The sequence below is a fragment of the Arthrobacter sorbitolis genome, assembly GCF_054510995.1.
The window spans coordinates 32,292-58,123 of the sequence record NZ_JBTNDM010000007.1 but is presented as its reverse complement, the minus strand read 5'-3'; the positions used below and the strand labels follow the sequence as shown (position 1 = coordinate 58,123).

28 protein-coding genes and 1 riboswitch are annotated in these 25,832 nt (G+C 66.0%); of the genes, 19 read left to right on the top strand and 9 right to left on the bottom strand.

Annotation, left to right across the window (positions count from 1 at the left end; translation table 11 throughout):
• Window positions 1-33 precede the first annotated feature (33 nt).
• The 4 genes from hisD (at window position 34) to ACX80K_RS12970 (ending at window position 4,838) form a co-directional block, all read left to right on the top strand.
• The gene (gene hisD / locus ACX80K_RS12985) at window positions 34-1,380 is read left to right on the top strand and encodes a histidinol dehydrogenase (protein ID WP_459272300.1); all 1,347 of its coding nucleotides are present in this window, start codon (window positions 34-36) and stop codon (window positions 1,378-1,380) included.
• 10 nt (window positions 1,381-1,390) lie between these two features.
• Window positions 1,391-2,137, top strand: coding sequence for an SDR family NAD(P)-dependent oxidoreductase (locus ACX80K_RS12980; RefSeq protein WP_459272299.1), 747 nt, complete (start codon window positions 1,391-1,393; stop codon window positions 2,135-2,137).
• Window positions 2,138-2,247: 110 nt separating this feature from the next.
• Window positions 2,248-3,585 (top strand): MFS transporter, encoded by a 1,338-nt coding sequence (locus ACX80K_RS12975; protein ID WP_459272298.1) that lies wholly within the window; start codon window positions 2,248-2,250, stop codon window positions 3,583-3,585.
• Between the two features lie 143 nt (window positions 3,586-3,728).
• The gene (locus ACX80K_RS12970; protein ID WP_459272297.1) at window positions 3,729-4,838 is read left to right on the top strand and encodes a spore photoproduct lyase family protein; all 1,110 of its coding nucleotides are present in this window, start codon (window positions 3,729-3,731) and stop codon (window positions 4,836-4,838) included.
• A 66-nt stretch (window positions 4,839-4,904) separates the two neighbouring features.
• Here ACX80K_RS12970 and ACX80K_RS12965 read toward each other — a convergent pair whose 3' ends face one another.
• From ACX80K_RS12965 to ACX80K_RS12955, 3 genes are all read right to left on the bottom strand, one after another.
• A complete protein-coding gene (locus ACX80K_RS12965) occupies window positions 4,905-5,801 on the bottom strand; it encodes an NAD-dependent epimerase/dehydratase family protein (RefSeq protein WP_459272296.1) in 897 nt (298 codons plus the stop codon).
• 106 nt (window positions 5,802-5,907) lie between these two features.
• Entirely contained in the window at window positions 5,908-6,738 is an 831-nt protein-coding gene (locus ACX80K_RS12960; protein ID WP_459272295.1) for an oxidoreductase, read from the bottom strand.
• A gap of 145 nt (window positions 6,739-6,883) precedes the next feature.
• A complete protein-coding gene (locus ACX80K_RS12955) occupies window positions 6,884-7,963 on the bottom strand; it encodes a TerC family protein (RefSeq protein ID WP_459272294.1) in 1,080 nt (359 codons plus the stop codon).
• 291 nt (window positions 7,964-8,254) lie between these two features.
• On the opposite strand from ACX80K_RS12955, the gene ACX80K_RS12950 reads away from it, so the two are divergent.
• The 3 genes from ACX80K_RS12950 to ACX80K_RS12940 are packed head-to-tail and all read left to right on the top strand — an operon-like array spanning window position 8,255 to window position 10,293.
• Window positions 8,255-8,956: a histidine phosphatase family protein gene (locus tag ACX80K_RS12950; protein ID WP_459272293.1), complete on the top strand. Its 702-nt coding sequence runs from the start codon at window positions 8,255-8,257 to the stop codon at window positions 8,954-8,956.
• Between the two features lie 15 nt (window positions 8,957-8,971).
• Window positions 8,972-9,526, top strand: coding sequence for a DUF3090 domain-containing protein (locus ACX80K_RS12945; protein ID WP_459272292.1), 555 nt, complete (start codon window positions 8,972-8,974; stop codon window positions 9,524-9,526).
• Window positions 9,526-10,293, top strand: coding sequence for an SCO1664 family protein (locus tag ACX80K_RS12940; RefSeq protein WP_459272291.1), 768 nt, complete (start codon window positions 9,526-9,528; stop codon window positions 10,291-10,293). Before ACX80K_RS12945 ends, ACX80K_RS12940 begins: the two co-directional genes overlap by 1 nt.
• Window positions 10,294-10,388: 95 nt before the next feature.
• Here ACX80K_RS12940 and ACX80K_RS12935 read toward each other — a convergent pair whose 3' ends face one another.
• Entirely contained in the window at window positions 10,389-10,847 is a 459-nt protein-coding gene (locus ACX80K_RS12935) for an Lrp/AsnC family transcriptional regulator (RefSeq protein ID WP_459272290.1), read from the bottom strand.
• Window positions 10,848-10,940: 93 nt separating this feature from the next.
• On the opposite strand from ACX80K_RS12935, the gene ACX80K_RS12930 reads away from it, so the two are divergent.
• From ACX80K_RS12930 to ACX80K_RS12920, 3 genes are all read left to right on the top strand, one after another.
• Complete coding sequence (locus ACX80K_RS12930; RefSeq protein ID WP_459272289.1) at window positions 10,941-11,375, top strand: rhodanese-like domain-containing protein; 435 nt, start codon at window positions 10,941-10,943, stop codon at window positions 11,373-11,375.
• A 275-nt stretch (window positions 11,376-11,650) separates the two neighbouring features.
• Window positions 11,651-12,289, top strand: a complete 639-nt coding sequence (locus ACX80K_RS12925) for an isochorismatase family protein (RefSeq protein WP_459272288.1) — start codon at window positions 11,651-11,653, stop codon at window positions 12,287-12,289.
• A 905-nt stretch (window positions 12,290-13,194) separates the two neighbouring features.
• Window positions 13,195-14,325, top strand: coding sequence for an excalibur calcium-binding domain-containing protein (locus ACX80K_RS12920; RefSeq protein WP_459272287.1), 1,131 nt, complete (start codon window positions 13,195-13,197; stop codon window positions 14,323-14,325).
• A gap of 227 nt (window positions 14,326-14,552) precedes the next feature.
• Here the strand turns inward: ACX80K_RS12920 and ACX80K_RS12915 are convergent, their stop codons facing one another.
• On the bottom strand, window positions 14,553-14,726 hold the full coding sequence (locus tag ACX80K_RS12915) for a CsbD family protein (RefSeq protein WP_459272286.1): 174 nt from the start codon (window positions 14,724-14,726) through the stop codon (window positions 14,553-14,555).
• A gap of 641 nt (window positions 14,727-15,367) precedes the next feature.
• On the opposite strand from ACX80K_RS12915, the gene ACX80K_RS12910 reads away from it, so the two are divergent.
• From ACX80K_RS12910 to ACX80K_RS12885, 6 genes are all read left to right on the top strand, one after another.
• Window positions 15,368-15,985 (top strand): hypothetical protein, encoded by a 618-nt coding sequence (locus ACX80K_RS12910; RefSeq protein ID WP_459272285.1) that lies wholly within the window; start codon window positions 15,368-15,370, stop codon window positions 15,983-15,985.
• Between the two features lie 181 nt (window positions 15,986-16,166).
• A complete protein-coding gene (locus ACX80K_RS12905; RefSeq protein WP_459272284.1) occupies window positions 16,167-17,081 on the top strand; it encodes a YsnF/AvaK domain-containing protein in 915 nt (304 codons plus the stop codon).
• A 357-nt stretch (window positions 17,082-17,438) separates the two neighbouring features.
• Window positions 17,439-17,611, top strand: a riboswitch (cyclic di-AMP (ydaO/yuaA leader).
• 188 nt (window positions 17,612-17,799) lie between these two features.
• Window positions 17,800-18,171, top strand: a complete 372-nt coding sequence (locus ACX80K_RS12900; protein ID WP_459272283.1) for an NlpC/P60 family protein — start codon at window positions 17,800-17,802, stop codon at window positions 18,169-18,171.
• A gap of 335 nt (window positions 18,172-18,506) precedes the next feature.
• The gene (locus tag ACX80K_RS12895; RefSeq protein WP_459272282.1) at window positions 18,507-18,827 is read left to right on the top strand and encodes a hypothetical protein; all 321 of its coding nucleotides are present in this window, start codon (window positions 18,507-18,509) and stop codon (window positions 18,825-18,827) included.
• A gap of 242 nt (window positions 18,828-19,069) precedes the next feature.
• Entirely contained in the window at window positions 19,070-19,489 is a 420-nt protein-coding gene (locus ACX80K_RS12890) for a MarR family winged helix-turn-helix transcriptional regulator (RefSeq protein WP_459272281.1), read from the top strand.
• A 787-nt stretch (window positions 19,490-20,276) separates the two neighbouring features.
• A complete protein-coding gene (locus ACX80K_RS12885) occupies window positions 20,277-21,149 on the top strand; it encodes a GAF domain-containing protein (protein ID WP_459272280.1) in 873 nt (290 codons plus the stop codon).
• 43 nt (window positions 21,150-21,192) lie between these two features.
• On the opposite strand, the gene ACX80K_RS12880 is transcribed toward ACX80K_RS12885, so the two are convergent.
• The 4 genes from ACX80K_RS12880 to ACX80K_RS12865 all read right to left on the bottom strand — a co-directional run bounded on the left by ACX80K_RS12880 (window position 21,193) and on the right by ACX80K_RS12865 (window position 24,073).
• On the bottom strand, window positions 21,193-21,354 hold the full coding sequence (locus ACX80K_RS12880; RefSeq protein WP_459272278.1) for a hypothetical protein: 162 nt from the start codon (window positions 21,352-21,354) through the stop codon (window positions 21,193-21,195).
• A 43-nt stretch (window positions 21,355-21,397) separates the two neighbouring features.
• Window positions 21,398-21,736, bottom strand: a complete 339-nt coding sequence (locus ACX80K_RS12875; RefSeq protein ID WP_459272277.1) for a hypothetical protein — start codon at window positions 21,734-21,736, stop codon at window positions 21,398-21,400.
• Between the two features lie 107 nt (window positions 21,737-21,843).
• Window positions 21,844-22,785 carry an alpha/beta fold hydrolase gene (locus ACX80K_RS12870; protein ID WP_459272276.1) on the bottom strand — a complete coding sequence of 314 codons (942 nt, stop codon included), beginning with the start codon at window positions 22,783-22,785 and terminating at the stop codon, window positions 21,844-21,846.
• A 616-nt stretch (window positions 22,786-23,401) separates the two neighbouring features.
• On the bottom strand, window positions 23,402-24,073 hold the full coding sequence (locus ACX80K_RS12865) for a hypothetical protein (protein WP_459272275.1): 672 nt from the start codon (window positions 24,071-24,073) through the stop codon (window positions 23,402-23,404).
• A gap of 252 nt (window positions 24,074-24,325) precedes the next feature.
• On the opposite strand from ACX80K_RS12865, the gene ACX80K_RS12860 reads away from it, so the two are divergent.
• The 3 genes from ACX80K_RS12860 (at window position 24,326) to ACX80K_RS12850 (ending at window position 25,693) form a co-directional block, all read left to right on the top strand.
• On the top strand, window positions 24,326-24,496 hold the full coding sequence (locus tag ACX80K_RS12860) for a hypothetical protein (RefSeq protein ID WP_459272273.1): 171 nt from the start codon (window positions 24,326-24,328) through the stop codon (window positions 24,494-24,496).
• A gap of 127 nt (window positions 24,497-24,623) precedes the next feature.
• The gene (locus ACX80K_RS12855) at window positions 24,624-25,043 is read left to right on the top strand and encodes a hypothetical protein (protein ID WP_459272272.1); all 420 of its coding nucleotides are present in this window, start codon (window positions 24,624-24,626) and stop codon (window positions 25,041-25,043) included.
• Window positions 25,044-25,234: 191 nt separating this feature from the next.
• Window positions 25,235-25,693 carry a GrpB family protein gene (locus ACX80K_RS12850; RefSeq protein WP_459272271.1) on the top strand — a complete coding sequence of 153 codons (459 nt, stop codon included), beginning with the start codon at window positions 25,235-25,237 and terminating at the stop codon, window positions 25,691-25,693.
• Window positions 25,694-25,832: the final 139 nt, after the last annotated feature.

Below are 25,832 nucleotides of genomic sequence, written 5' to 3'. Positions count from 1 at the left end.
TGACGCCCATCGATGAAGATGGAAGGTTTCCCTATGACTGTCGAAGTCACTCCCACCTCGGCCGTGTCGTCCCGCATGCTCAAGACGCCGGCCCAGCAGAACGCCACCCGCGGCAGCGCACCGGAGGTGCGTGCCGCCGTCGAACAGGTGATCGCCGACATCAGGGTGCGCGGCGACGAAGCGGTGCGCGAATACTCCGAGAAGTTCGACAAGTACTCCCCCGACTCGTTCCTCGTCACCGACGAGCAGCTCGCCGAGATCCTGGCCCGTGTCCCGCAGCAGGTCATCGACGACATCGTCTTCGTGCAGGAGCAGGTCAAGCTCATGGCGCAGAAGCAGCTCGAGTCGTTGAGCGACTTCGAGATCGAGACCCTGCCAGGGGTCCTGCTGGGTCAGAAGAACGTGCCCGTCGAAGCAGCCGGGGCGTACATCCCCGGCGGCAAGTACCCCCTGCTGGCCAGCGCGCACATGACGATCATCACGGCGAAGGTGGCCGGCGTGAAGCGCGTGGCGGCCTGCACCCCGCTGATCCAGGGCGAGGTCCCCGACGCGACCGTTGCCGCCATGCACCTCGCCGGGGCGGACGAGATCTACCTCCTCGGCGGGATCCAGGCCGTCGCGGCCATGGCCATCGGCACCGAGACCATCAAGCCCGTGAACATGCTCGCAGGCCCGGGCAACGCCTTCGTCGCCGAGGCGAAGCGGCAGCTCTTCGGCGAGGTCGGCATCGATCTGTTCGCCGGCCCCACCGAGGTCCTCATCGTCGCCGACGAGCACGCCGACCCGTTCATCGTCGCCGTCGACCTGCTTTCCCAGGCCGAGCACGGACCGGACTCCCCCGCCGTGCTGATCACCACCAGCGAGGAGCTCGGGCACCGGGTCATCGAGCACATCGACACCCTCCTGGTCGACATGCCCACCCGCGACTACGCAGCACCGGCCTGGCGCGACTGGGGCGCCGTGCATGTCGTCGACTCCATCGACGAGGCCTACGTCCTCGCCGACGAGTACGCCTACGAGCACGTGCAGATCCTCACCGACGAGCCCCGCCTGGCGCTCGAGCGGATGCACAACTACGGCGCGCTGTTCCTCGGCGAGGGGACCTGCGTCTCCTACGGGGACAAGGTCATCGGGACCAACCATGTCCTCCCGACGCGCGGCGCCTCCCGCTACACGGGTGGGCTCTGGGTCGGGAAGTACTTGCGGACCGTCACCTACCAGGAAGTCACCAACACCGAGTCGAGTGCGTTCTTCGGTGAGCTCTGCGGCCGGGCCGCGCGGGTGGAACGCTTCGAGGGCCACGCACGCTCCGGGGACGTCCGTGCCGCGAAGTACCGGGGCACCGAACTGCCCTGGTCGAACCACACCTTCGACAGCTAGGCCGCGGGTCGTGGTGGACTTCCGGCTGGACGGCAGGAAGGTCCTGGTGACCGGTGCCGGCCGGGGCCTCGGCAGGGCCATCGCCGATGGCCTCGCCGAGCACGGCGCCCTCGTCCACGGCACGAGCCGGGACGTGGCGACGAGCCAGGAGATCGCGGAGCGGTACGGGACACCACCACTCTCGATCGATTTGGCGGACACGGCGGCCATCCCCGCGTTCGTGGCCGGACTGCTCGAGTCGAGCGGCGGTATCGACCTGCTGGTCAACAACGCGGGGGTCAACATCCCCCGGCCCGCTGTCGACGTCTCCGAGCAGGACTGGGACACGGTGCTCGGGACGAACCTCAAGGCACCGTTCTTCCTCACGACGGAACTGGCCAGGACGTGGCTCCGGGCCGGCACTCCGGCGGCCGTGGTGAACGTCGCCTCCCAGGCCGGCCTCGTCGCCATCGAGGACCGGGCTGCCTACGGTGCCAGCAAGGCCGGGCTCATCCACGTGACGAAGACGCTCGCCCTCGAGTGGGCCGGCCACGGCATCCGGGTCAATGCTGTCGCTCCGACGTTCATCCGCACCGAGCTCACCGCGTCGACGCTCGACGACCCGGGACGCGCCGACGAACTCCTGAACCGCATCCCGGTGGGCCGCTTCGGGGAACCGGAGGACGTCGTCGGCGCGGTCCTCTACCTCCTCGGGGATGCCGCGTCGCTCGTCACCGGGCACACCATCACCATCGACGGCGGCTACACCATCCGCTGAGACCGGCCCGGCGTCCGACGCCGCGCATTCGCAGCAACGCACCTTCCGCTTCCGCATCCCGCGTCAAGCGGCCACACACCAATCGAAAACCCGTACGAACGGAGCCTTGAATGGCTATTGCAACGTCCATGACACCTGAGCAGGTTCGACGCAGAACCCTCGTGTCCGGCACCATCGGTGCCATCGTCGAATGGTACGAGTACACCGTGTACGCGACGGCGGCTGCCCTGGTCTTCGGGCCTCTCTTCTTCCCTGCCATGGAACCCGGCATCTCCCAGATCGCGGCCCTGGCCACCTTCGGCGTGGGCTTCATCGCCCGTCCGTTCGGGGCCTTCGTCGCCGGGCACCTCGGCGACAGGATCGGCCGGAAATCGACCCTGATCCTGACGTTCGCCATCATGAGCGTCTCCACCGCCCTCATCGGGCTCCTGCCCACCTACGCGGCGGTCGGGATCCTGGCCCCGATCCTGCTGTGCGTCCTGCGACTGGCGCAGGGCTTCGCGGTCGGCGGCGAATGGGGCGGAGCGGCGATCATCGCCGTGGAGAACGCCCCCAAGGGCAAGCGGGGCTTCTACGGATCGTGGCCGCAGATCGGCGTGTCCTGCGGCCTGCTGCTCGGCACCGCGGCGGTAACCCTCGCCGCCGCGATCTCCGGCGACCAGTTCGAGACCTGGGGCTGGCGCGTGCCGTTCCTGCTCAGTGTCGTCCTCGCCGCCGTCGGCCTCTACATCCGCCTCAATGCCGCCGAGAGCCCCGAGTTCCTGGCCGAGAAGGCGAAGATGGAGAAGGCCAACGTGCAGCAGAAGGCGCCCCTGAAGGTGCTCCTCGCCCACCACCGCAAGCCACTCCTGATCACGATCTTCGGTCGCTTCGCCGAGGCGGGCAACTACTACCTCTTCACCGTCTTCGTCCTCTCCTACGTCACCACCACGCTCGAGGTCCCCCGTCAGTACGGGCTCACGGCCGTGATGATCGGCTCGGCGCTGAACATCATCATGATCCCGGTCTTCGGTCGGCTGTCGGACAGCATCGGCCGCAAGAAGACGTTCTTCCTCGGCGGGACCGCGATCATCATCACGGCGTGGCCGATCTTCGCGCTCATCCAGACCGGCCAGCAGTGGGCGATCATCCTCGGCGTGGCCCTGTTCCTCGCGCTCGGACACGCACTCGTCTACGCGCCCCTGCCCGCGCTCTACTGCGAGCTGTTCCCCACCGCCGTCCGGTACTCGGGCATCTCCATCGGCTACCAGATGGCGTCCATCCTGCTGGCCGGCTTCATGCCGGCCCTGGCCGGGGCACTGGTCCTGTGGACGGGCGGCACGCACTTCGTCGTCCTGATCATCATCGTCAGCACAGCCGTCGCCATGTTCTCCATCTCCTTCGCCAAGGAGACCAAGGACGTGGACCTGGCCGACATCGACCGGAAGGAGCCCGCTCCGGTCGGCTAGACCGGCAGCAGGAAGGGGCCGCCCCGGGAAGCGGACACCTCCCGCGGCGGCCCCTTCGTCGCGTCGCCCTACCCATCGGAAGAGCTGCTCCAGTACCGGCAACGCGCGGAACAGACCCGCCGTCGGGGTTGTTGTAGAAGGTAATGACGACAGCCCAGGAACTGGACCTGACCACCCTCTCTCCGACACGCCTGTGGGTCCCCAAGCACGTGATGATCACGCGGGCTGCAGCCGAGCTGCCGCACACGGCGGAGATCATCCGACGGTGCGAGCGAGCCGGGGTCGACGACATCCGGATCATGCCCGGGAACGCGCTGACAGGCCTCCGCGGTGCCACCGAGCGGGAGACGTACGCCTCCGCGAAGAACACGCTCGCAGTGGTGGTTGCGCCTCCCAGCGCCCTCAAGCCGCAGCCCATCCCGCCGAGCGCCGACTGGCGGATCGACCTCGCGAAGGGGTGCCCGGCGCACTGCCAGTACTGCTACCTCGCCGGATCCCTGCAGGGGCCGCCGGTCACCCGCGCCTACGCCAATCTCGACGACGTGCTCGACGGGGTACGCACCCATGCGGGCCGAGGCTCCGTGACGAGCGGAACCCTCGAGCGCGGCGGCGAGGGGACGACGTTCGAGCTGTCCTGCTACACCGACCCCCTCGGCATCGAGAGCGTGACCGGTTCGCTCGCTGCCGCGATCTCCCGCGTCGGGGCCGGCGAGTTCGGCAGCGACGTCCAGCTGCGCTTCACCACCAAGTTCGACGACGTCGGTGAGCTCGTCACCCTCGATCACGGGGGCAGGACCCGGATCCGCTTCTCCGTCAACGCGGCGGAGGTGGCCAACCGCTTCGAGGGCGGGACCGCGCGCATGCCCGCCCGGCTCGCCGCCCTCCGTGCGGTGGCCGAGGCCGGCTACCGGGTGGGCCTGACGATCGCCCCGATCATGCCCGTCCCCGGCTGGCGGGAGCAGTACGGCGCGCTGCTCGACGACGTCTCCGCGGCGGTGGCCGGCATCGACGACCTCGACCTCACCGCCGAGATCATCACGCACCGCTTCACCCCCGCGAGCAAGGAGGTGCTGCTGGGCTGGTACCCGAAGACCAAGCTCGAGATGGACGAGGACCTGCGGAGCCAGAAGCGGTCGAAGTTCGGCGGCGTGAAGTACGTGTACCCGAAGCGGACCATGACGGAGATGCGCGAGTGGTTCACGGAGGAGCTGGAGCGGCGCCTGCCGGCCGCCAGGCTCCTCTACTGGACCTGATCCGCAGGCACGCGCTGAGAGCCGACTGCTTCCGGTCACTCCGCGCGGGTGGCCGGGAGCATCTGTTCAGGGTGCGACCTCCCGCGGGAGGGCCTTCCCCTCGGCGTCGAGGTAGTCGCGCCAGGATCGCCGGGGCGCCCACCCGAGCTTCCTCCGGGCCTTCGCACTGGAGATGCCCGAGGCGTCCGTGCGGTCCAGCTCGCGCAGTTCGATCCGGTCGCCGTAGTACCTCGTGAGGATCTCGGCGAAGTCGTAGCCACCCACGTTGTCGGGCGACGCGATGTAGAAGACCTCGTGCCCGGGAAGGTCCGATCCGGTGGCGAGGACGATGGCGTCGGCAAGGTCGTAGACGTCGATGTAGCTCCAGAGGTTGGGGCTCAGGACGGAGGCGTCGCGGATCTGCGGCCCCAGATTGTGCTCGTAGTTGCCCTCGAACTGGACCCAGCTGGGCCGGATCGAGATGCACCGGATGTCCGACCGGGCGACCGCGGCGTCCATGAGCTGCTCACCGAAGTGCTTGGACAGGGCATAGGGGTCCTGCGGGCGGATCGGGTGCTCCTCGTCCACGGGTGCGTAGTCGGGCAGGAAGTCGCGCTCGGGGAAGAAGAACCCGGGGACGGTCTCGCTCGAGATGTAGACGAAGCGCTTCACGCCGAAGCGGATCGCCGCTTCGAGGACGTTGAACGTGGCCATCAGATTGGTCTGGAACACGACGTGGGGAGGGTTCCCGGTCGGCTCGGGGATCGCGGCGATGTGCACGACGGCGTCCGCGCCGTGGACGACGGCGTAGGCCTCCCCCGCGTCGGTGAGGTCCGCCATCGTGTACCGGGGCGCGTCGTCGGCCTTGCGTTCGAAGCCGGGCCGGGTGAGATCGGTGGTGTGCACCTCGTGGCCGGCGTCGATCATCGCCTGCGTGGTGGCGCGACCGACCTTTCCGTGCGCGCCGGTGATCAGGACTTTCATGGTGTCTCCTCGGGTGGGGGTCGGCCGGGTGCCGGTCGACCGGGATGCTGGGGGTGGGACCCGTCTCCGCAGGGGCGTCGTCTCCCAGGGACGCCGCCCGGACCGGCTACTCGTCGACCCCGGTGCTCTCGCTGACGTGCCGCCAGGCCTCGAGCGAGTCGAGCTGCACCTGGAGGACGTCGGCGTGGGCGTCCGTCGCGTCGGCCCCGAGGATCAGTACCTCGGGGGCGTCCGCGGAGTCCACGGCGGTGATGATCGCCGCTGCCGCTTTGGCAGGGTCCCCGGGCTGCGTGCCGTGGCTGGTGTCGTTCTCCTTCCGGCGTCTGCCCGCGGTGTCGGCGTAGTCGTCGATGGTGTCCGCGGACTGCTGGAGGGACCGGCCGGAGAAGTCGGTCCTGAAGCCGCCGGGCTCGACGACCATCGCCGTGATGCCCAGGGGTTCGAGTTCCTTGCGCAGTGACCCGGTGAGCCCGTCGACCGCGGACTTCACGGCCGCGTAGTAGCCGGAACCGGCCGGGGTGATCCGTGCGCCGATCGAGGACAGGTTCACGATGGTGCCCGCGCGCCGGGCCCGCATCTGGGGCAGGACGGCCTTGATCATGTCGACGGTGCCGAAGAAGTGCGTGTCGAACAGGGTGCGCACGTCGCCGTCGTCGCCCTCCTCCACGGCGGCGCGGTACCCGTAGCCGGCGTTGTTGACCAGCACGTCGATCCCGCCGAACGTCTCGGTGCCGCGCTCCACGGCCGCCCGTACCTGGCCGGTGTCGGTCACGTCGAGGGGGAGGGCGAGCGCCGTGTCGGGGTACGCCGTCGTGAGGTCCTCGACCTTCGAGGCGTCGCGGGCCGTGGCCACCACGTTGTCGCCGCGCTGGAGGGCGGCTTCGGCGAGCGCGCGTCCGAGTCCTGTGGAGCAGCCGGTGATCAGCCAGGTGGTCATGATGTCTCCTTCGTAGCGCCGGTGCTCTACCGGGCACACCACCAGTCAACGTCATGTGCTCGCTTTTCGCGCGGTCCGTCACGACACCGCCGGCCCCCGTTCTCGCGGGGACCGGCGGTCGTCGTTCGTTCGACGGTCCCTTCTGCTACTTCTGCGCGCCTGCGGTGATCGCGTCGTCGTCGGACCGGGGATCCTCGTCGCGGCCCTCGGGGACCGCGCTGACCACCTGCCCGCCCTGCACCTCGTCGCGGTCGTTCCTGCCGCCGTCGCCGCGGGTCTTGAGCAGGCTCGCCACGGTGGCGACGGCGACGGTGGCGGCGATGAACAGCAGCGAGAGCCAGATGGGGATCTCGGGCACCCAGAGGAGCGGTTCCCCGCCGTTGATGAAGGACAGTTCGTTGACGTGCAGGGCGTGGAAGACGAGCTTGACGCCGATGAAGGCGAGGATGACGGCGAGTCCCTGGGCGAGGTAGACCAGGCGTTCGAGCAGCCCACCGATGAGGAAGAACAGCTGGCGCAGGCCCATCAGGGCGAAGGCGTTGGCGGTGAAGACGATGTACGCCTCGTTGGTCAGCCCGTAGATCGCGGGGATGGAGTCGACGGCGAAGATCAGGTCGACGAAGCCGATCGCGATGATCGTGAGCAGCATCGGCGTGACGAAGCGCTTGCCGTCCTTCTTCACGGTGAGCCTGTCCTGGTGGTACTCGTCGGTGACGGGCAGGACGCGGCGGACGAGCTGCATGAACCTGCCGTCGGCCGGGTTGGAGTCGTGGCTGCCGAAGGCCTGCCGGTAGGCGAGGACGAGCAGCAGGGCGCCGAAGATGTAGAAAATCCAGGAGAAGTTCTCGATCAGGCTCGCCCCGACGGCGATGAATCCGCCGCGGAGGATCAGGGCGATGATGATGCCGACCATCAGCACCTTCTGCTGGTACTTCTTCGGGACCGCGAAGCCGGTCATCACGATGAGGAAGACGAACAGGTTGTCGATCGACAGGGCCTTCTCGGTCAGGTAACCGGCGAAGTACTCACCGCCGAACGTCCAGCCGGACATGACGCCGATGCCGACGCCGAACAGCAGGGCGAGGCCGATGTAGAACGCGGACCAGCGGGCCGATTCCGCGATGGTCGGTTCGTGGGGTTTGCGCACGTGCGCGAAGAACTCGTAGACGAAGAAGAGGATCGTCACGGCAATGGTGATCAACCAGATCAGGGGGGTGACCTGCATGAGGGGTGCTCCAAAGGGTAGGCGTCGGACATAGGCGCCAAGGTCTCCTCCGCCCGGATGGAACCGGAACCGACAGGCCCGGGATGCTTCAGTGCATCCGTATTGACGGGCCGATCACAGACGGGAGTACTCCCCTTGATACGTCCATGCTAACGCATCGACATCTCCTGTCATCCCCCTTCCTCCGGTCGACCGGACCGGCGGCCCCGGCGCACCCGTCGACCCGCAGGGTGCCCGGCCGCTTCTCGATGGAGTGCACCTGGCCGCCGGGCAGATGGTTAGGCTGGGCGGATGGCGACAGTAATCCTCGTGCGGCACGGCCGCACCACAGCGAATGCCACCGGGCTGCTGGCCGGCCGGACCGCAGGGGTCAGCCTCGACGACGTCGGGCGAGACCAGGCGGCCCGCACCGGTGAGCGACTCGCACCCGTGCCGCTCGTCGGCGTGGTGTCGAGCCCCCTCGAGCGCTGCCAGCAGACCGCCCGGTTCATCCTCGACCGCCAGGCTGGAACCCCGTACGCGCCGCTCGATCCTGCCCTCACCGAGTGCGATTACGGCCAGTGGCAGGGCCGCATGCTCACCGAACTCGCGGCGGAGGCCCTGTGGCCCGTGGTGCAGTCGCAACCATCGGCCGTCACCTTCCCCGGCGGCGAATCGATGGCAGCGATGCAGGCCCGGTCGGTGGCAGCGATCCGGCGCCATGATGCGGCCTTCGAAGCCGAACACGGGCCGGGGGCCGTGTGGGTGGCCGTGAGTCACGGGGACATCATCAAGTCGATCCTCGCCGACGCGCTCGGCATGCACCTGGACCTGTTCCAGCGCATCACTGTGGGCCCCGCCACGGTGTCGATCGTGCGCTACGGTGCGAGCCGACCGAGCGTCTTCGCGACGAACACCGACGCGGGCGATCTGTCCTGGTTGTCGGACAGCGTCCCCTCCGGTGATGCGCCGGTGGGTGGTGGTGCGGGGCACACGGCCCCACCGGCCCGATGAGCCTAAAATAGGCCTATGCCTACAACTGTTCACGAATTCGCCTGGCCTGATCGGGTCGTCGTCGGCACCATCGGGGTCCCAGGGGAGCGCACGTTCTACCTGCAGGTGCGCACGGGGAAGCAGATCGTGAGTATCGCGCTGGAGAAGCAGCAGTCGGCCCAGCTGGCCGAGAAGATCGACGAGATCCTCGACGAACTCGGCACCCTGGAGGGCAACCCCTTCAGCATCCCCACGAGCACTCCCGTCGAACTCGTCGACAACGACGACCTCGAGGCCGTTCAGGAGCAGTTCCGCACCGGCACCATGAGCCTCGGGTGGGACCCGACGACGGCGCAGGTCGTCATCGAGGCCTACCCGCTCATCGAGGTCGAGGATGACGACACCGATGAACCGCTCGTCAACGAGGATGCCGGCGCGTCCGAGATGCTGCTCGTCCGCATGCCGGTCGGCACCGCCCGCGCGTTCGCCAAGCGCACCCTCGAGGTCGTGGGCGCCGGGCGTCCGACCTGCTCGATCTGCGGCTACCCGATCGACGCCGACGGGCACACCTGCACCCTCCCCGAGGTCTGATGCCGGGGCCCGACCTGGTGACTGCTGAGCTGACGCTCACCGGCCGCATCACGACGGCGTCGAACGCCACCTTCCTGGGCAGCATCGGCGACGCAGCAGTCGTCTACAAGCCGATCCGGGGCGAGAAGCCGCTGTGGGACTTCCCCGACGGTTACCTGGCCCACCGCGAGGTGGCCGCCTACCTGGTCTCCGAGGCCCTCGGCTGGAACGTCGTGCCGCGCACCTGGCTGCGCGATGGCCCGTTCGGTGGGGGCATGGTGCAGCTCTGGCAGGAGACGGACCCCGACCAGGACGCCGTGGACCTGATGCCGGCGGACGAGGTGCCGGCAACAGGGTGGAAGCACGTCCTCGACGGGCAGGACGAAGAGGGGCGGATCGTCGCTCTCATCCACGAGGACACGGCGGCGCTGAGGCGCATGGCGGTCTTCGACGTCGTCGTCAACAATGCGGACCGCAAGGGCGACCACATCCTCGAGATGGCCGACGGACACCGGCACGGAGTGGATCACGGGCTCACCTTCCACAGCGACCACAAGCTGCGCACGGTGCTGTGGGGGTGGATCGGCGACGAGCTGACCGCCGAGGAGCTCGAGGGCGTCGATCGCGTGCGCGACGGGCTGAAGAGTGAGCTGGGCCGGGACCTGGCGGAGTTGCTCACTGCCGGGGAGATCTCTTCGCTCGCCGCACGCTGTGCCGCCCTGCGCGCGACCGGGCGGTTCCCGGGCCCTCGAGGTGAGATGCCGGCGGTGCCCTGGCCGCTGTTCTGAGGAGCTGAGGCATCACGCTTCTCCGGTTGCTCCCGGCTGTTTCCGATCCACTCGATCGAAAGCCCCTCTGCGGAGTATCGGACAGTCCTCCGTCGTCAGGCGGGGGCTATGTGGCGGGACGGCACGGGGCTCGAGTAGACCACGCTGGTGGTGATGCCGCCGAGGGTGGCGAGACGTCCGGTGATCCGCTCGAGATCGCGCATGGAACGCGCAAGGACCTTGATCATGAAGCAGTCGGCGCCCGTGACGTGGTGGGCTTCGATGATCTCGGGTAGCGCGTCGACGAGGTCATGGAACGGCTTGTAGTTGCCGTTCGGGTAGGCAAGGCGAACGAAGGCCGTCACGGTGTATCCCAGCGCCTCCGGGTCCACCGTGATCGAGTATCCCGTGATCACGCCGCCGTCGGTCAGGCGTCGGAGGCGGTCACTGGTGGCGCTCGGTGAGAGATTGATGACCCGGGCGAGCTGCGCGACGCTCATCCGCCCGTCCTGCTGCAGATGCTGAATGATCGCGTGATCGGTGAGATCGAGATCCAGGCGTGGGTTTGACGGCATGATGGCGAATCTACCGTGGAATCCAGCGTGAGAAGAGGTTCATGGGCATGATCGGCCGTTCCCTGCCGCTGGTGGAAGAGGTTCCATTGATGCATGACGACGTCTCTTTCCGCCACTGACTTCTTCGCCGCGAAACTCGCCTACGAGACCGACCCCGCGGACCTCGCCGCTGAGCGCGCTTCCGGTTCTGGTCCGCTTGTCATCGACACACGATCTGCCGAGTCGTGGCGCCAGGGCCGCATCCCCGGCGCCGTACACCTGCCGAACGCCGACCTCGCAGCGGGCATCGCCGAGGTGGCACCCGACCCCGATGCTGCCATCGTCGTCTACTGCTGGGGGCCCGGTTGCAACGGCAGCACCCGGGGAGCGCTCATTCTCACTGCGGCGGGGTACACGAACGTCCGTGAACTCATCGGCGGTTTCGAGTACTGGTCGCGCGAAGGCTTCGCCACCGTGGGCGACAGCGGACGCACGCGTCGATCGCCGGACCCCTTGGCAGCACCGGTCCCAGTCCCAGCGACGGCGTAGCGACGGCGACGATGTCGTCCCGGTCGCTGCACGGAATGTGCGGACGAACGTGCGTCGGCTCATAGGTACCTGCCCGGCCAGGTGGTCGATGGTGAGCAGTCGACGGAGGTTGCCCAGTGCCCAGCTATCGGGTCGTCGGTGGAGCGCTGCGGGACGGAGCGATCGAGGAGCATGTCCGGTGTCGCTCGCCCAGGGTGGCAAAGGCCTGCCAGTGCGTGAAGGATGAGACAAGCGTCAGCTCCGGCGATCACTTTCCCCACCCAGGAGAATGCCCCATGAACATACCCCGTCGCGCCCTCGTCCTCGTCGATATCCAGCAGCAGTACTTCGATGGTCTGCTCGAGATCCAGTACCCGCCGCACGAGCAGTCCTTGCCATGCATCACTGCAGCTATCGATGCGGCCACCGCCGCCGGCATCCCGATCGTGGTCGTCCAGCACACGGCAGGCGAAGGAGCTCCCGTCTTCGCCCCGGGAACACCGGGGTACGAGCTCCATCCCGAGGTCGGGAGCCGCCGCGCCGCGACGTGGAAAAGCGTCGTGAAGCACTACGGGTCGGTCTATGCCGACACCGACCTCGCACAGTGGCTGCGTGACCAGAACGTCGACACCGTCACCCTGGTGGGGTACATGACCAACAACTGCATCCTCGGCTCGGCCGTCGAAGCCGAAGGCCTCGGCTTCACCACCGAAGTCCTCTCCGATGCGACCGGTGCGATCAACATCGCCAATGACGCCGGCTTCGCTGACGCCAGGACCGTGCACACCACTTTGCTCGCACTGCTCAACTCCAACTGGGCCTCCGTCGGAACCGCAGAGGCCTGGGCCGCAGCCCTGACCGCCGGGCAGCCACTCCCCGGAAGCGACCTGGGCACTTCAGCAGCCGCCGGCACCGCACGCGCCGACCGACCCTGATCCTGTCCGGGTAGCGCGGGGAAACCCGGTTCGCAGGAGATTCCGGGCGTGGTCGGCCGGGGCGTGCGGCGGGTGCGTCCGATCACTGTTGTCCGGGCCGCGGGTTATCGCTCCCTGTCAGCTGATCAACTACTTCGGACGCTCCGCCATGCCCGCTTCGTCCTCGCCTTCATCCTCCTCAACTGGCAACCGGTAGGGATCGGCGGACCGAGAGCGCCATACCGCCGAGATCCGGCACGCTCGATCGGTCTTCCACCCGCCTCATCGACCGGCTGGTGGAAGCCTGGTTCCCTGATGGCCCGTGCCGAGCTCCACGGTGGTCATCAGCCCGGCGAGTAGTGCTGTCAGGCAAGTAGTTTTTTCTCGGTGTTCGAGTATCCAACAGGCAGGTTGTTGGTAGTAACCGCTTGCTTTCTTCGGCCGATCGCTTTGATGACGCGTAGTTGTTGCTCGTGATTCCTCCTCTCCATGTTCATAGATTGAGTGTTGTACGACTGAATACTTCGCGCGATCGACCGCGCCTTCTGCATTCACTTGAAAAGTATTCGTAGCATTCGCACGCTCTGAACGTGGCACTGGGTGATTCGAACTGTCGGAGAACGATCGAACAGTTCAGGGGTCGCTTCCGGACCACGGTCCTCGGAGCGCCGCGGTGCGCGGGTGCCACTTCAGATGAATGGAGAAGGAGGCGCATTCGCGCTGCCCTCGGGAATCTCGGGTCTGCTCTCACTGGGTAGCTCCAGCGTGGGCGCCGCAGCTGGAGAGATACCCGAGGTCCGCTGCGCCATCGGTTCCGACAGAACCCGATCGTCACAACCGACATCGACCTCGACGGACGCGACGACGGGGCGCGCCTTTCGCGCACATTCACGCCCGAACTCAACCAACAGGAACAACAGGTAAATATGAACAAGCGCTCAGGGCTGCTCGCCCTCGCCGTCACTGCCGGCCTCAGCACATTCTCCGTCGCCCCGGCGTTCGCAACAGGCCACGTGGCCGGACCTGTCGGACAGGTCTGCGACGAAGGTACGAGCGGAAAGCAGGACGTTACCGGGCCTGGACGCTCAGAGGTCACCGTCACCGCCCCGGAGGGACAGCTCATCTCGAGCTACTGCGTCAAGGCCGGCTCCTCCAACCAGGGCAACGGTCCCGAGACCGTGGTCCTGCCCGTCCCCGAGTCCCAGGTGACGATCAGGCACTCCACCGGGAAGGACGTTTCCCACTACTCCTACACGCTGGTCCCCGCGCCTGTCGTCGTCACTCCCATCCCGGATACCCCCGAGGTACCCGAGACCCCGACCCCGGAGGTCCCCGAAGTTCCCGAGACCCCGACCCCGGAGGTCCCCGAAGTACCCGAGACCCCGATCCCCCATGTTCCCGAGCTACCGGCGGTCCCCGTGCCGGGAACCCCTGAGGTACCTCACACGCCGGAAACTCCCGACGTGCCTACCCCGGAAACCCCGGCAACTCCCGAGACACCGGCGGAGCCGACTCCCGAGCTTCCCGTAGAGGAAGCCCCTGTCGAAGAGGTACCGGTCGAAGAGGTGCCGGTCGAAGAGGCTCCTGCCGGAGGGACTCCTGTCGTCGTCGTGCCTGTCGAGGTGCACGTCCCTGTGACCGTGGAGGTGCCCGTTACGCCCGTCGTCATCGTGGACACCCCCGACAACGTCCTCCCGGTGCTCGACTATGCAGCGGTCGGTGTCTACTACGAGAACTGCGCCGAGGTTCGGGACGTGCTGGGCCGCTCCATCCTCCTGGGCGAAGAGGGCTTCCGCGCCGGCCTCGACCGGGACAGTGACGGTATCGGCTGTGAGCTCGACACCGACCGCACCGGGACTGACGAGGTCACCGTGAACAACGCCGGCAACGGTGGACTCCTTGTGATCGACGAAACGACCGGCACCACAGAGCAGCTCGCCTACACGGGCACCGACGACAACGTGAAGATCGCCGGGGGCATCGGCGCAGGTCTCCTGGCGCTCGGTGCCGGCGTGGTCCTCGCGGGCCGCGGCCGTCACCGCGCCGCCAGGGCATAGCACGATCCAGAAGATCAAACGGCGGGGCCGGTTCTGACGAACCGACCCCCATAGGGCGGGCTCACCGTTGACGATGCGCAAGTAGCGAGCAGCAAGTGAGCCCATCGTGCTCTCCGTGGAAGCGCCTCGCTGTAGTGGGGGAATGAGAAAGGGAGTGCGCCCGTTGCGGGCGCACTCCCTTCTTGTCGTTCATCATCTCGCGGCCGGATCAGGCGCGCGACGGAGTCCTACTTCTTGAAGACGTCCTTGATCTTCTCGCCGGCCTGCTTGAGATCGCTCTTGGCCTGGTCGCCCTGGCCTTCGGCTTTCAGGTTCTCATCGCCCGTCACGTGGCCGGCGGCTTCCTTGCCCTGACCGCCGAGCTTCTGTGCGGCGTTGCCGATCTTGTCATCGAGTCCCATGAGGCTCTCCTTCGAATTGACTTCAGTGGTTATGCCTTCGGCGTTTCAGCCGACGGGCCCAGTGTAGGCACAGCGCTACATCAGCAGAGGAGGCCCACCGGTCGCGCGATCTGAGCAGATCAGGTGCGGTGGGCGCCGTCTGCTCGGCCGGTCACGGTCTGACCCGCCAGGTTGGCTCGGTTCCTGACCCGCTGGGCTCTGCCCCTGCGTTGCTGGGCGGCGGACGGTGCGGCATTGGCCTGAGCTGCGATCCTCGGTGCTTCTTCTTCTGCCCTATCGAGGTAGCCCTCCCAGAGGCGGAACATCGGACCGATCAAGCCTCCCCCGACGACGATGACGCCGGTGATGCTCCGTGATGCGAGGGGCTCGTTTCCGGGCGCCCCAAGCGCCACCAGCAGATGTCAACCCCACAGGAGGGGTCGACAAGCGAAGAAGGCAAGCATCCTTACTATCAGTATGCTTACGTCTTGTAAGCGGAGGCGATGCCTCCACGAAGGAGTTATGAAGACGCTCTTTCAGCGCCCGAATGCGGGCGAACAATCACCCGTATGCTGCCGCGGCCTTCCATAGCGGATCCTCGACGCCCGAAGAAGGTTTCGACGAAGCGGCACGTGTACGACTGAGACGAAAGAAGATCTGACATGGCAGGAAACAACACCTCCGGGGCGAGTACCCCGAGGAGCCGCCGCAATGACGTCGTGGCGGCGGAGAAGGAACGCTTCGGCGGCATCAAGTGGGGGTCGGCGTTCTTCGGCTGGCTGACCGCGATCGGACTGACCGTCCTGCTCAGCGCCCTGGCCACCGCGATCGGTGCGGGCGTGGGAGCCGCGAACACCGGCAGCGCGTCCGACGCCGCGAACCAGGCCACACAGAACGCGGAAACCATCGGCATCGTCAGCGGCATCGTCCTGGCGATCATCCTGTTCCTGGCCTACTACTGCGGCGGGTACGTCGCCGGGCGCATGGCCCGCTTCGACGGCGTGAAGCAGGGCGTCGCCGTATGGGCGTGGGGCATCATCATCGCGATCGTCGTCGCGATCCTCGCCGCCCTCGCCGGGGACCAGTTCAACGTCCTCTCCAGCATCGGCGGAGCACCCCGGATCCCCGTCGACGGCAGCCTGCTGACCGCCAGCGGCCTCATCGCCCTCGCGATCGCCGTCCTCGTCCCCCTGATCGGGGCCATCCTCGGCGGCAAGGCCGGCATGCGCTTCCACCGCAAGGTCGACCAGGTCGGCATCGACCACCAGGCCGGCATCTGACCCACCCGCGACACAACAGCATCGCATCAGCATCACATCAGCATCGCATCAGCATCACATCAGCACGACCAGCACCCTCGACCAGCGCCATGAGGAACTGGCTCGACCCTTAGCTACTGCCCTACCTATATCGGAAGGGACCCGGGTATTACCTCCGGTTCCTTCCAGAAGGAGCTTTGCCATGATCACGCAGAACGACATCGACACCATCCTCTCCGGCCGCGGACACGTCCTGGACTCCCATGGAGCCAAGATCGGGTCGGTCGGCCAGGTGTACCTGGACGACCAGACGCAAGATCCGAGCTGGGTCACCGTCAAGACCGGCCTGTTCGGCACCTCGGAGTCCTTCGCGCCCCTGCAGGGAGCGAACGTCAACGGCAACGATGTGACCATCGGTTACACCAAGGACCAGGTCAAGGACGCACCCCGCATCGAGTCCGATGGCGCCCTCAGCCCCGAGGAAGAAGACCGCCTCTACCGCCACTACGGGCTCTCCGGCCACACCGGAACCACCGGTACGACCGGCGACACCCATGGGGACTTCCTCGACTCGGACACCACCCGCACGACCGGCACGACCGCGGGAACGACCGGGTTCGAGGCCGGCTACCAGGCCGGCGACGAGCGCGTCGACCGCAAGGACGCGCCAGGAACCGTCGGTTACGACACCTCGGGCCCCACGACGGACGACGCCATGACCCGCTCCGAGGAGCAGCTCCACGTCGGCACCGAGCGTCGTGAGGCCGGCCGTGCACGCCTGCGCAAGTACGTCGTCACCGAGAACGTCACCCAGACCGTTCCCGTGACCCACGAAGAGGTCCGGATCGAGCGCGAGCCCATCACCGACGCCAACCGTGGCGACGCGTACGACGGCCCCGCCATCAGCGAGGAGGAGCACGAAGTGGTCCTCCACGCCGAGCGTCCCGTCGTCGAGAAGGAAGCCGTCCCGGTCGAGCGCGTCCGCCTCGACAAGGAGACCGTCACCGCCCAGGAAACCGTCACCGAAGAGGTCCGCAAGGAAAAGATCGAACTCCTCGACGCCGACGGCACCGACCTGGACGGCACCACCAACGGCACGGACCGCCGCACCAGGTAGGGTCATCGGCGGGTAGATCCGCCGGCACCACCAAGAAACGCCTAGGGGCGCTGCAAATATGCAGCGCTCCTAGGCGTTTCCAGCTCGAGAAGGGTGGTCGTTCAGGGTTTCGGGCTCGGAGAAGCTGTCTCGCATGAGGAACAGTCGACCGAGCACGGGAGTGTGCTGCGCGCCGTCCTGCTTCAGCTACTTTCCAGCCTGCCGATCGCGGGCGCCAGCCCCTGCTGATGCGCTGGATGAGGTGACCGCGATGTGACATCGGGAAAGAGCCCGAGTTAGCGTGGAAGGCGTGCCGTGCCCTGACATCAGGGGCAGCACCCTTGGATGGATTGCCTAGCTCTGCCACTATCGCAAGGTTCCGTTTCAACGTTCATCTGGCAGAGGCGGGGGAACCAATGATCGGGCCCCTCGGGGTCCTAGGGGTCAAGCCGCACGAGGCCCGGACCATAAGAACGGTTCGGGTCATCTCCGGCCGGGGTGACTTCCATCCGCATCCGACAGCTCACCTCGCAGGCATCTGGAGAGGTTCTGAACATGTCCAATATTTCCCATGCCCCACGCCTTCGCAGCAGCAGCCCCGGAAGGGTGGTCCGTCCGGTGGCCGCGCTCGGCGCGGCGTCGGCGCTGATGCTCGGGGTCCGCGTTCCAGCCCAGGCCTCCGCCGGCACCAGCGCGGGCTGCTGCGGATGGCGCCTCGGAGAGCCCGACCGGGCCCTCCGTGACCTTCCCCGGCGCGGGGGCACCCGAGAGCCCCGCGTCGTCCACCAACGCGGCGATCCTCGCTTCGGCAGAATCCCAGCTGGGCGCGGGCCAGGACTGCACAGTTCTGGGTGAGCAGGCGCTGAAGGCGGCCGGGGTCGGTGGTGTCGGGGATGAATCCCCGGCCGGCCTGATGGAGTCGGCGACCCCCGTCGCGGTCCCCCACCCGGGTGATTTCATCTATTACGAAGACGGTGGCGCGGGAGTTCCGCACAACGCCGTGTACATCGGCGGCGGCGAGGCGATCCACAGCGGATTCAACGGCGGCCAGACCGTCGTCAACAGCGCTGACATCGGCTCAGGGCCTTCCTACTACCGGGTCAACGCCTAGAGTCCTACCGCACGACTGAACAGTACGGATCCGAGAAGTACCCGGCGGGGAGACCCCGCCGGGCACTTCTCCTCCGGCCCCCATCAGCATGCCCGTCCATCTACCGGCACGAAGACCCAGGTGTGACGAGAACCCTCCAGCCATGACTCCCTTGGAAGGCGATCCCGCCACGCATGATCCGTCAGGGGCGCCGGCCACGCCGAGATCGCCGAATTTGGCGAATCGGCCTTCCTGGACAGCGACCTCATGGACGAGCAACCCTGCCCTCGGCATCACGAAGGTGAACGGCCTTCAAAAAAATGTCATCCGGCCTACGGCCCGAAACGGAGAGCACGATGTCCCCTGAACCCCTCACCATCCCAGACGAGCCCCGTCCGCCCGTCGTCCGGGTAACACCCATCCCCGCCGGCAGGGAGTACGTGACACCGCTCGGAGCCACGACCATCGCAGCCCACGACGTCGTCCTCCTGGAACTCCTCGGCAAGGACGGGAACCCCGAGGCATGCCTCATCCAGCCCCCGGACGCCGCGATCGGCCTCGCCCTGTCCATCCAGGACGCCGGGACGACCCTCATCAAGCAGGAAGTCGACAACGACGGCAAGAAGCTGTCCCTGCCCACCCGCATCAGACGCATCAACAAGGCCCTCAGCGTGTAGGACTCGACCTCGTTCAAGGGATCTTCGCCCAACGCTGTCCGTCCCATCTGCTCCGGGGCATGCCCACGATCGAGTGCCCGCTCCGGTGGTGCGCGCAAATGGAGCTCAACCGGTCCCGCAGATCCCCCGGCACCTCGGGGGTTCAGCCCTCGGTCCCAGGCTCCTCCGGTTCTCCGCGATCGTCCTGGGTCTTCGGTGGGAGGAAGCACGAGTTACGGTGAGTGATGAGAGAGAAGGTGCACGTGAATACAGCACACTGGTCCACCAGTCGCCTGTTGAGTACGGCCGCCCGATTGAACGATCAGCACGAGACCCAGCGCCTGACTGATCTGGGCGTCACCCACGCGGGCGCGACCACACTGACGGCCCTGGAGGACAGCGGCCCGATCACCCAGACGCACCTTGCCGCCCTGGTACGGGTCACAGGGTCCACCATCGGACAGATCCTGGAGAAGCTCGAATTCAAGGGGCTCGTATCCAGGGCCCGCGACTTTTCGGACGCTCGTTCCATGCAAACCCGTATCACGGTGCGAGGACGGAACCTCCTCCATCGCATCGATCAACGAGCCGCAGATGCGGCTGTGTCGGCTGCATTGCCTGATCAGGTGCTGCGCAAGCAATTGATCGACATCATCACCCGACTGGGGCCGGTTCCCGCCTGACGAACGATCCAGGAGGACGTCGTCCAGTGCCCCGCGCTGTCGACGACGGCCGGGCACCGACCGCCCGCCACTGGTCCGGGTCCTCGTCGGTTCAACAAAGCCCCTGCCGGCTCAAGGGCGCCCGGCCGGTTGAGGCCTTTCGACCCTGACCGGCCTGGAGATCTCTCCGTACCCTCGACAGCAGGAGATCGTCGCGCACCATCACCGGCCGACGGCAGCAGAGGTACCCCCGCATCCGGTGCCTCCAGGCGCCCGGTGGACGGTCCACCGCCACTGACCGCGCAACCCAGCGAGGGGCCTTCGACCGCGAGACCCCCGGGGCCACCGGGGACCGGACGATCAGGTTCTGCAGGCAACTGACAGGGAAACGAGATTCACGATGACGCGCTACAGCCCGCAGGGACGAATCCAGACCCGGCAACACCATGAGCTGGGATCATCGGAAGATCTCCGCATGACTCTCGCAGCCGATGTGGCGGAGCTGCTCGCGCGCGCAGCACCTATGCGTCCGTCCGCTCGCAAAGGTACAGCGGAGACTCTCCTCCTTGATGAATCCAGCTCCGCCTTGACGGACAAGCAAGCACTCCTGCGCGCCGCCATCGCGGACCTGAGAGTGATGAACGTCCTCCTTCACGAGAACCGGCACTGATCCTCCTCACCGACCTGGAGCACCACGAACAGAGCCACCCGGCTTTGTCCAGCGAGATCCTTGGACGGGTGGGCTCTAAGGTTGACCGTGAGGACAGACCGATACGGCTTGTTCAAGCCTGTCGAAGGAAGTGCAGCAGTGATCAGCAGGTACCTGCAGCAGTGGACGACCATCCAGACGGTGCGCGTGGCCGGTTTCTCCATCGGCGATGTCTGGTCGAGCTATCTGAACGTCGGGGGCGAGCAGGACGAGATCGAGATAGCCGGGTACCTGGCCGGCATCACCGTGCTGCCCACCGTCGATCGGGACCGGATTGCGCACGCGATCAACCAGATGATCGCGGATCGTGACGTACCCGTCGACGGTGCCCACTACAGCACCGATCTCGTGGCCTACGGATCCGGCTTCGCGGATTCGCTCCGCAGGCTCATCCTCTCCCCGGACGGCTACCGGTTCGACCGTCCCGCGCGCACCGAACCAGCAGGCATCGCCGGCGACGGCAGTACACCTCTGCCAGGGCAGAGCCACCTGGATGAGAACGAGGAGCGCCGGTGCCGTGCGCTGATCGAGACCGGTCTGCTGGAGACCGGGGCCGAGGAACGGTTCGATCGCCTCACCGCCGAAGCGCGAGAGCATTTCGGGGTCAGCTCGGCATCGATCGCGTTGATCACCGACGACCGCCAGATCATCAAGTCCGTCATCGGCCCGATCGGGCAGGACGTGCCCCGGGACATCGCCCTCTGCGCCCGAACCATCCAGGCCGACCGGACCCTCGTCATCCCCGACGCTGCTCAATCCCCGGAGTTCAGGAACCACCCGCTGGTCATCGGAGCGCCACACATACGCTTCTACGCCGGCCACCCGATCTGCAGCACCGCGGGGTGGCGGATCGGCACGCTGTGCCTGATCGATGACCGCCCCCGGCCCTTCAGCGAAGCCGACGAACGGGACCTCAGGCTCCGCGCCGCCCAGGTGCAGATCGAAATATGGCTCGGGCCCACTCCCACCTGAGAGGCGACCTCGGCCGGAGCGGCGTGCGCGGGCGAGTCGCCTCCTACGTGTAGCTGGCCCGATTGATGACCATGAGGTCGGCCACGGTCACAGAAGCCCCGGACTCCATTCGTGCGCCGATGGCTGCCATGGCCTGGTTCCGGCGTTCCGGCAGCACGTCCTTGTCGGCTGCGGCCAGGGCGCCGGGCAGTTCCTGACGTGTCATTCACGGTGGTGCGGTAGTTGATGGCTCAGCGTGCGTCGAGGACCTAGAAACCTCCATGGGGCCAGTCGAAGTGGGCACGCGCTTCCGTGACCGGGAGTCGAAGGATCCGGGCGATATCGTGCCAGCTGGCTCCCTCGTTGCGGGCCAGTCGGACAGCAGCGGCCAACTCCCGATCGGCACGCTGCACCTGCTCCTGACGGTTCTCCAACAGCGTCTTCCAGTCGGCGAGGAGCCATCCACGGCGCGCCAGGTCCTCGTCGCTGTGCAGCTCGAAGCAGTCTCCGAGAAGGCGGTAGGAATGCAGCAACTTCGCGGCCTCGTCCGGCGTCAGGCCGTCGAAATCACCGGTGTCGTCAGGGCCGGCGTAGGGGGGTTGCCGCATCGCTCCCACTCCTCGAAGTTCGGACTGACTGGAAACGCCCCCCTTGAGGTAGAAGGATAGTGAAGTTCCAGGCCGGCCGCGTGGTCCCCCCTCAGGTCCCTGATGGGCTAGCCCCGGCTTCTCGCCCGCGCCTGGGCCTGCTGCTCGCGGCCTAGTTCCACTAAGCGGTCGTCATCGGTCTTGTTGCCCTTGAACTCGATGACGGCGCCCTCCACCTCGTCGACGAGGGCCTTCGCCGCGTCTGTCGGGCTGAGCGGGGCCTTCTGCTTCGGCACTTCAGGAACGACGGCGATGCTCGCACCATCGCCACGCCCTGCGCCGACGCGGACCGTGGCGACGTCGTCGCCGCTCGCCTGCGCACCGCTCGCGTGCCGGACGCAGAGCCCGGCCACCTCGCGAGCGTGAGCGTGCATCACCGAGTGGACCGCGCCCTCGATCTCGACGACGTCGACAGTGCGGGAGAATGCACTGCCCAACCGCGCGACCCAGGGGCGCGGGCACACGGCGTCGTGCTCGCCGCGGATGACGAGTACCGACGCGCCCACGCGAGCGGCCGTCCGCTCGATCGGGTAGGACATCATGCGCGGCAGGATCTTGAAGAACCAGCCGAACCCGCACGTGAGGTAGGCGACCACGGCGAGGATCTTCACGCGGGAGGGCTCATGGAGACTGGCGCGCAGGAAACGAAGGGCCTGCACGGGGATGGTGCGGGCTGAGGCGTCGATGACCGGGCTGATGAGGACGAGTGTGGTGAGATCGGGCCGTGCGGCGGCGAGATCGGTACCGATCTGCGTGCCCATCGAGTGCCCGACGATCGCAGGATCCTCGAGCCCCAGATCGTCGATGGCCTTGCCGACCAACTCCGCGAACTGGCTGATCGTCAGGGCATGACGCGCGTGCGGCACTCCGCCGAATCCGGGCAGGTCCAGAGCATGCACGGGCCCGAACTGTATGAGGTGCGGGGCGAGCTGCTCGAAATAGTGCGAGGAGACCCCGATGCCGCAGACGAGGATGAAGGGCCTCTCCCCCACCTCCCCGACGGAACTCACGCGCGCCCAGGCGCCATTGCCTTGAATCCGTCGCACGGTTATGTCCGGGCGCGGTTCCGACTCTTCAGTTCTCATCACGCCTCATTCTCATACGAGACGCGGGGAAGTCTGATTCAACGGTCCGGGCCTGGTGCGCCTCCCGCCACCTGGCCGCGTGACGGCTCGATCGGTGGGGTTCATCTCATCTGATCGGTGTGCCTCTGAAAGTCCTAGCGGCATGCTCGGTGAGACACCTTACGGTGAGACGACTTTCCAAGATAGTGCGTGCCCTGCCATTTCGCAGAAGTTCTAGAGCTCATCGGGTGCCCACCGCGTATCTCAGAAAACTGTAGTTTTTCGAGACACTCCGAATGCTTGATTGGCCAGAACCAGCGTTTCACTTGAGGTAGCCCTGCGCCCGTTCTCATCGTCCCGGCTATACGTACACTCCCCGACCTGACGGCACCAGCCAATACTCGGGGTCCCAGCAGGAACAATGAACGACCGGCTTGCGGTCACTCAGACGCTGCGTAACTGATGCTGTGGCTCGTCCTGATTGGCAGGGTCAACTTTAATTCCACTCGCCCGGATTCTCCCGGTCCTTCCGCTATTCGCTGGACCAGGTGAAGTAGGAGACTCAGGTCTTCTCTCGCTGGCCCACTATGTTCACGCCTAAATAGACGGGAGAGACCGATCGGTTCACCTTCTTTGGCATCCACCAATGTTCTTTGACGAAGGAGAGGTTGAGGGTAGCTCCTGCCGGCCCTTGCTCAATCCTAGGCTTCGCCTCACAAGCTCGCACCAACTTGAGAAGGCCCTTGTTGTCCATGTCGTCCTCGTACAGGTTCATCGTTACAGACACGTACTCAGGAGCGCTTGCGTAAATCATGAAGAGATACCGGCGGCGGTAGTCCGCCTCCTGCAGGTCGGCAAGAACCGCGGGCAGGATGGCAAACAGTCCCGCGGCGAGGTTGGAAGGCTTTCCGTACTGGGCTCCATTATTAGCGGTTACGACCAGTTGGACGACGCATTGGGGGTGTAGAGCGTTAATCTCCCGCTGCCGCTTGGCCTCAAGCCTTTCCGAGATCCACTTGCTGAGGCTCCGAACTATTGTGACAACCACACCGAGAGGAATATCGGACATACCCGTTGCCCCTGCCCCAAAGCCGTGAATGGGGTGAGCGGCGGCCTGATAACCCATCCGCGCGAGGGTCTGGACGATAGTTCCGCTGATCTCATCCTCGTTACCTCCACGGCCCGCAGGCATGTGCGTGACGCCCACTGTGCAGCTTTCGGCGTACTTCTGCACATCAGATTGTGTAGCAGCCATTCGCTCCATCCATCCCTCAAGCCAGGTGAACCCTCAGCATAGTGAAGGCGGATCCGCGCATAGTGATGCACGGCGGCGTTGTGCAGAGCAAAGCTTCATTGAGCTTATAGAGAGACGGACTACGTCCCACTTGTTATGCGGAAAGTAGAGAAACCATCCTCATCGTGCAGTCGCCTGTTACCGTGCCCGTTGAGCTAGGGTCGGAACAGCGATTCTACAGAAGGAGACCCAATGCAGCAGTGGATGTGGGCCATCCCCGCCGTGCCACTTGGCATTGTCGCTTATATCGTGCTCCATAAAATCAACACGCGAGGATCGGGTACCAACACCCGACGCCTGTACTTGATTGTCTCGCTGCTCCTGCTTGCGATAATCGCCCTGCTGTTTGTGTCCGTGGCCTGAGCATAGAAACGAGCTCGACAACCACCAAGCGTTACCTTGACCGCTTGAATCCGTCTGCCCGCTGATGGATCCTTGGGCGGGCAGCCTTAGTGTTTAGGTCAAGCCAAGACCGCGAAGAGGTATGGATATGAGCTCCGCGCCAGATCCTGATCAAGATAGTTTCGTAGCATTGCTCATGGAGCGTGCGCGCGTAAAGAAGCTCAATCCCCGGTTGGACCGCCTGCATGGTTACGGACCCGGCACGTTCGACGCCGTGACAGTCAGTGATGTGCCCCTGGTACGAATCGACGTCCTGGATCCATGGTCGCTCTACCTCGTTTACCAAAAGCCTGATGGGGTGGCAGGTAGCACGCCCTTCGACGGCGGAGAAGTATCAGAAGAGTCGGTGGAGGAGATCTTGGAACTAGCCCTTGTAGCTATTCAAGAACGGCCCCGTATCAAGCGCTACCTCGGCGTCGGGCGTCGGTATCTGAGTTTCGGGCAGCCCAAAGCTGCTCTTCGACTCGAAGTCATCACGGCTGTATGCGGCACGGACAGTGCTACCTGATGCCGAAGTACCCGGTAGAGGATCCACTTACGGACATGCTCGGAGTACTACAGTGCATACTGCGCAACGTTCATCGCGATCCCTGGTGTTGAAGCGCTCCATGCGAACGGCGTCTTCATCGGGCCCGACCTGTAAGGTGTAGCGAAATCTCCCCGGTCAGCGTGACGCGACCCTTCTGAAGGGATGACACAGTGCATTGGCAGCTCACCACTGCAGAAACGGTGGCGCAAGCCCGCGCGATTCTCGAGCACCACCGGCGCGGCCTATCTCGTGAAAACGTGCCCGGCGAGCTCACCCTCACCGGCGGCAGCAGCATCGAGGGCCTCCTCACCAAAGGAGATATCGACCTTCACCTGCGGGTTACTTCGGACGACTTCGCTGTCGCGGTGTCACGCCTTCGGGGCCTCTACGCCGTGGCGCGGAAGGATATCTGGACTCCTTGGTTCGCGGTTTTCGAGCAAGCCTCCACGCCGCCTGTAGGAGTTGCAGTAACTATCCTTGACTCCGAACACGACCGCAGATTTGTACGGTCGTGGGAACGAATGCGCCTGGACAAAACCGCTCGGCAGCAATACAACATGCTCAAAGTACAAAGTGACGACGTGGAAGAAGCCAAGTCACTGTTCTTCACCGACCTCGCTTTCGAGTAGGACGCTGTCATTTCTGAGGCGCTGTCCGCCCCGATCCCGAGGGTGGTCAAACACGATCGCAGCAGGTACGGCCAGAAAAGCGGGATTGTCGCTCCTGACAAGCGTGCCTCAATCGGTTCACCTGAATGTCGAACTTTGT

What these genes read in the sequence shown, in the direction of transcription:
- ACX80K_RS12920 (WP_459272287.1), top strand. Translation starts at nt 13,195, where the DNA reads ATGAACAAGCGCTCAGGGCTGCTCGCCCTCGCCGTCACTGCCGGCCTC.
- ACX80K_RS12855 (WP_459272272.1), top strand. Translation starts at nt 24,624, where the DNA reads ATGAGCTCCGCGCCAGATCCTGATCAAGATAGTTTCGTAGCATTGCTC.
- ACX80K_RS12915 (WP_459272286.1), bottom strand. Translation starts at nt 14,726, where the DNA reads ATGGGACTCGATGACAAGATCGGCAACGCCGCACAGAAGCTCGGCGGT.
- ACX80K_RS12875 (WP_459272277.1), bottom strand. Translation starts at nt 21,736, where the DNA reads ATGCGGCAACCCCCCTACGCCGGCCCTGACGACACCGGTGATTTCGAC.
- ACX80K_RS12970 (WP_459272297.1), top strand. Translation starts at nt 3,729, where the DNA reads ATGACGACAGCCCAGGAACTGGACCTGACCACCCTCTCTCCGACACGC.
- ACX80K_RS12930 (WP_459272289.1), top strand. Translation starts at nt 10,941, where the DNA reads ATGACGACGTCTCTTTCCGCCACTGACTTCTTCGCCGCGAAACTCGCC.
- ACX80K_RS12960 (WP_459272295.1), bottom strand. Translation starts at nt 6,738, where the DNA reads ATGACCACCTGGCTGATCACCGGCTGCTCCACAGGACTCGGACGCGCG.
- hisD (WP_459272300.1), top strand. Translation starts at nt 34, where the DNA reads ATGACTGTCGAAGTCACTCCCACCTCGGCCGTGTCGTCCCGCATGCTC.
- ACX80K_RS12895 (WP_459272282.1), top strand. Translation starts at nt 18,507, where the DNA reads ATGTCCCCTGAACCCCTCACCATCCCAGACGAGCCCCGTCCGCCCGTC.
- ACX80K_RS12945 (WP_459272292.1), top strand. Translation starts at nt 8,972, where the DNA reads ATGCCTACAACTGTTCACGAATTCGCCTGGCCTGATCGGGTCGTCGTC.
- ACX80K_RS12950 (WP_459272293.1), top strand. Translation starts at nt 8,255, where the DNA reads ATGGCGACAGTAATCCTCGTGCGGCACGGCCGCACCACAGCGAATGCC.
- ACX80K_RS12965 (WP_459272296.1), bottom strand. Translation starts at nt 5,801, where the DNA reads ATGAAAGTCCTGATCACCGGCGCGCACGGAAAGGTCGGTCGCGCCACC.
- ACX80K_RS12880 (WP_459272278.1), bottom strand. Translation starts at nt 21,354, where the DNA reads ATGACACGTCAGGAACTGCCCGGCGCCCTGGCCGCAGCCGACAAGGAC.
- ACX80K_RS12940 (WP_459272291.1), top strand. Translation starts at nt 9,526, where the DNA reads ATGCCGGGGCCCGACCTGGTGACTGCTGAGCTGACGCTCACCGGCCGC.
- ACX80K_RS12955 (WP_459272294.1), bottom strand. Translation starts at nt 7,963, where the DNA reads ATGCAGGTCACCCCCCTGATCTGGTTGATCACCATTGCCGTGACGATC.
- ACX80K_RS12975 (WP_459272298.1), top strand. Translation starts at nt 2,248, where the DNA reads ATGGCTATTGCAACGTCCATGACACCTGAGCAGGTTCGACGCAGAACC.
- ACX80K_RS12860 (WP_459272273.1), top strand. Translation starts at nt 24,326, where the DNA reads ATGCAGCAGTGGATGTGGGCCATCCCCGCCGTGCCACTTGGCATTGTC.
- ACX80K_RS12935 (WP_459272290.1), bottom strand. Translation starts at nt 10,847, where the DNA reads ATGCCGTCAAACCCACGCCTGGATCTCGATCTCACCGATCACGCGATC.
- ACX80K_RS12910 (WP_459272285.1), top strand. Translation starts at nt 15,368, where the DNA reads ATGGCAGGAAACAACACCTCCGGGGCGAGTACCCCGAGGAGCCGCCGC.
- ACX80K_RS12905 (WP_459272284.1), top strand. Translation starts at nt 16,167, where the DNA reads ATGATCACGCAGAACGACATCGACACCATCCTCTCCGGCCGCGGACAC.
- ACX80K_RS12925 (WP_459272288.1), top strand. Translation starts at nt 11,651, where the DNA reads ATGAACATACCCCGTCGCGCCCTCGTCCTCGTCGATATCCAGCAGCAG.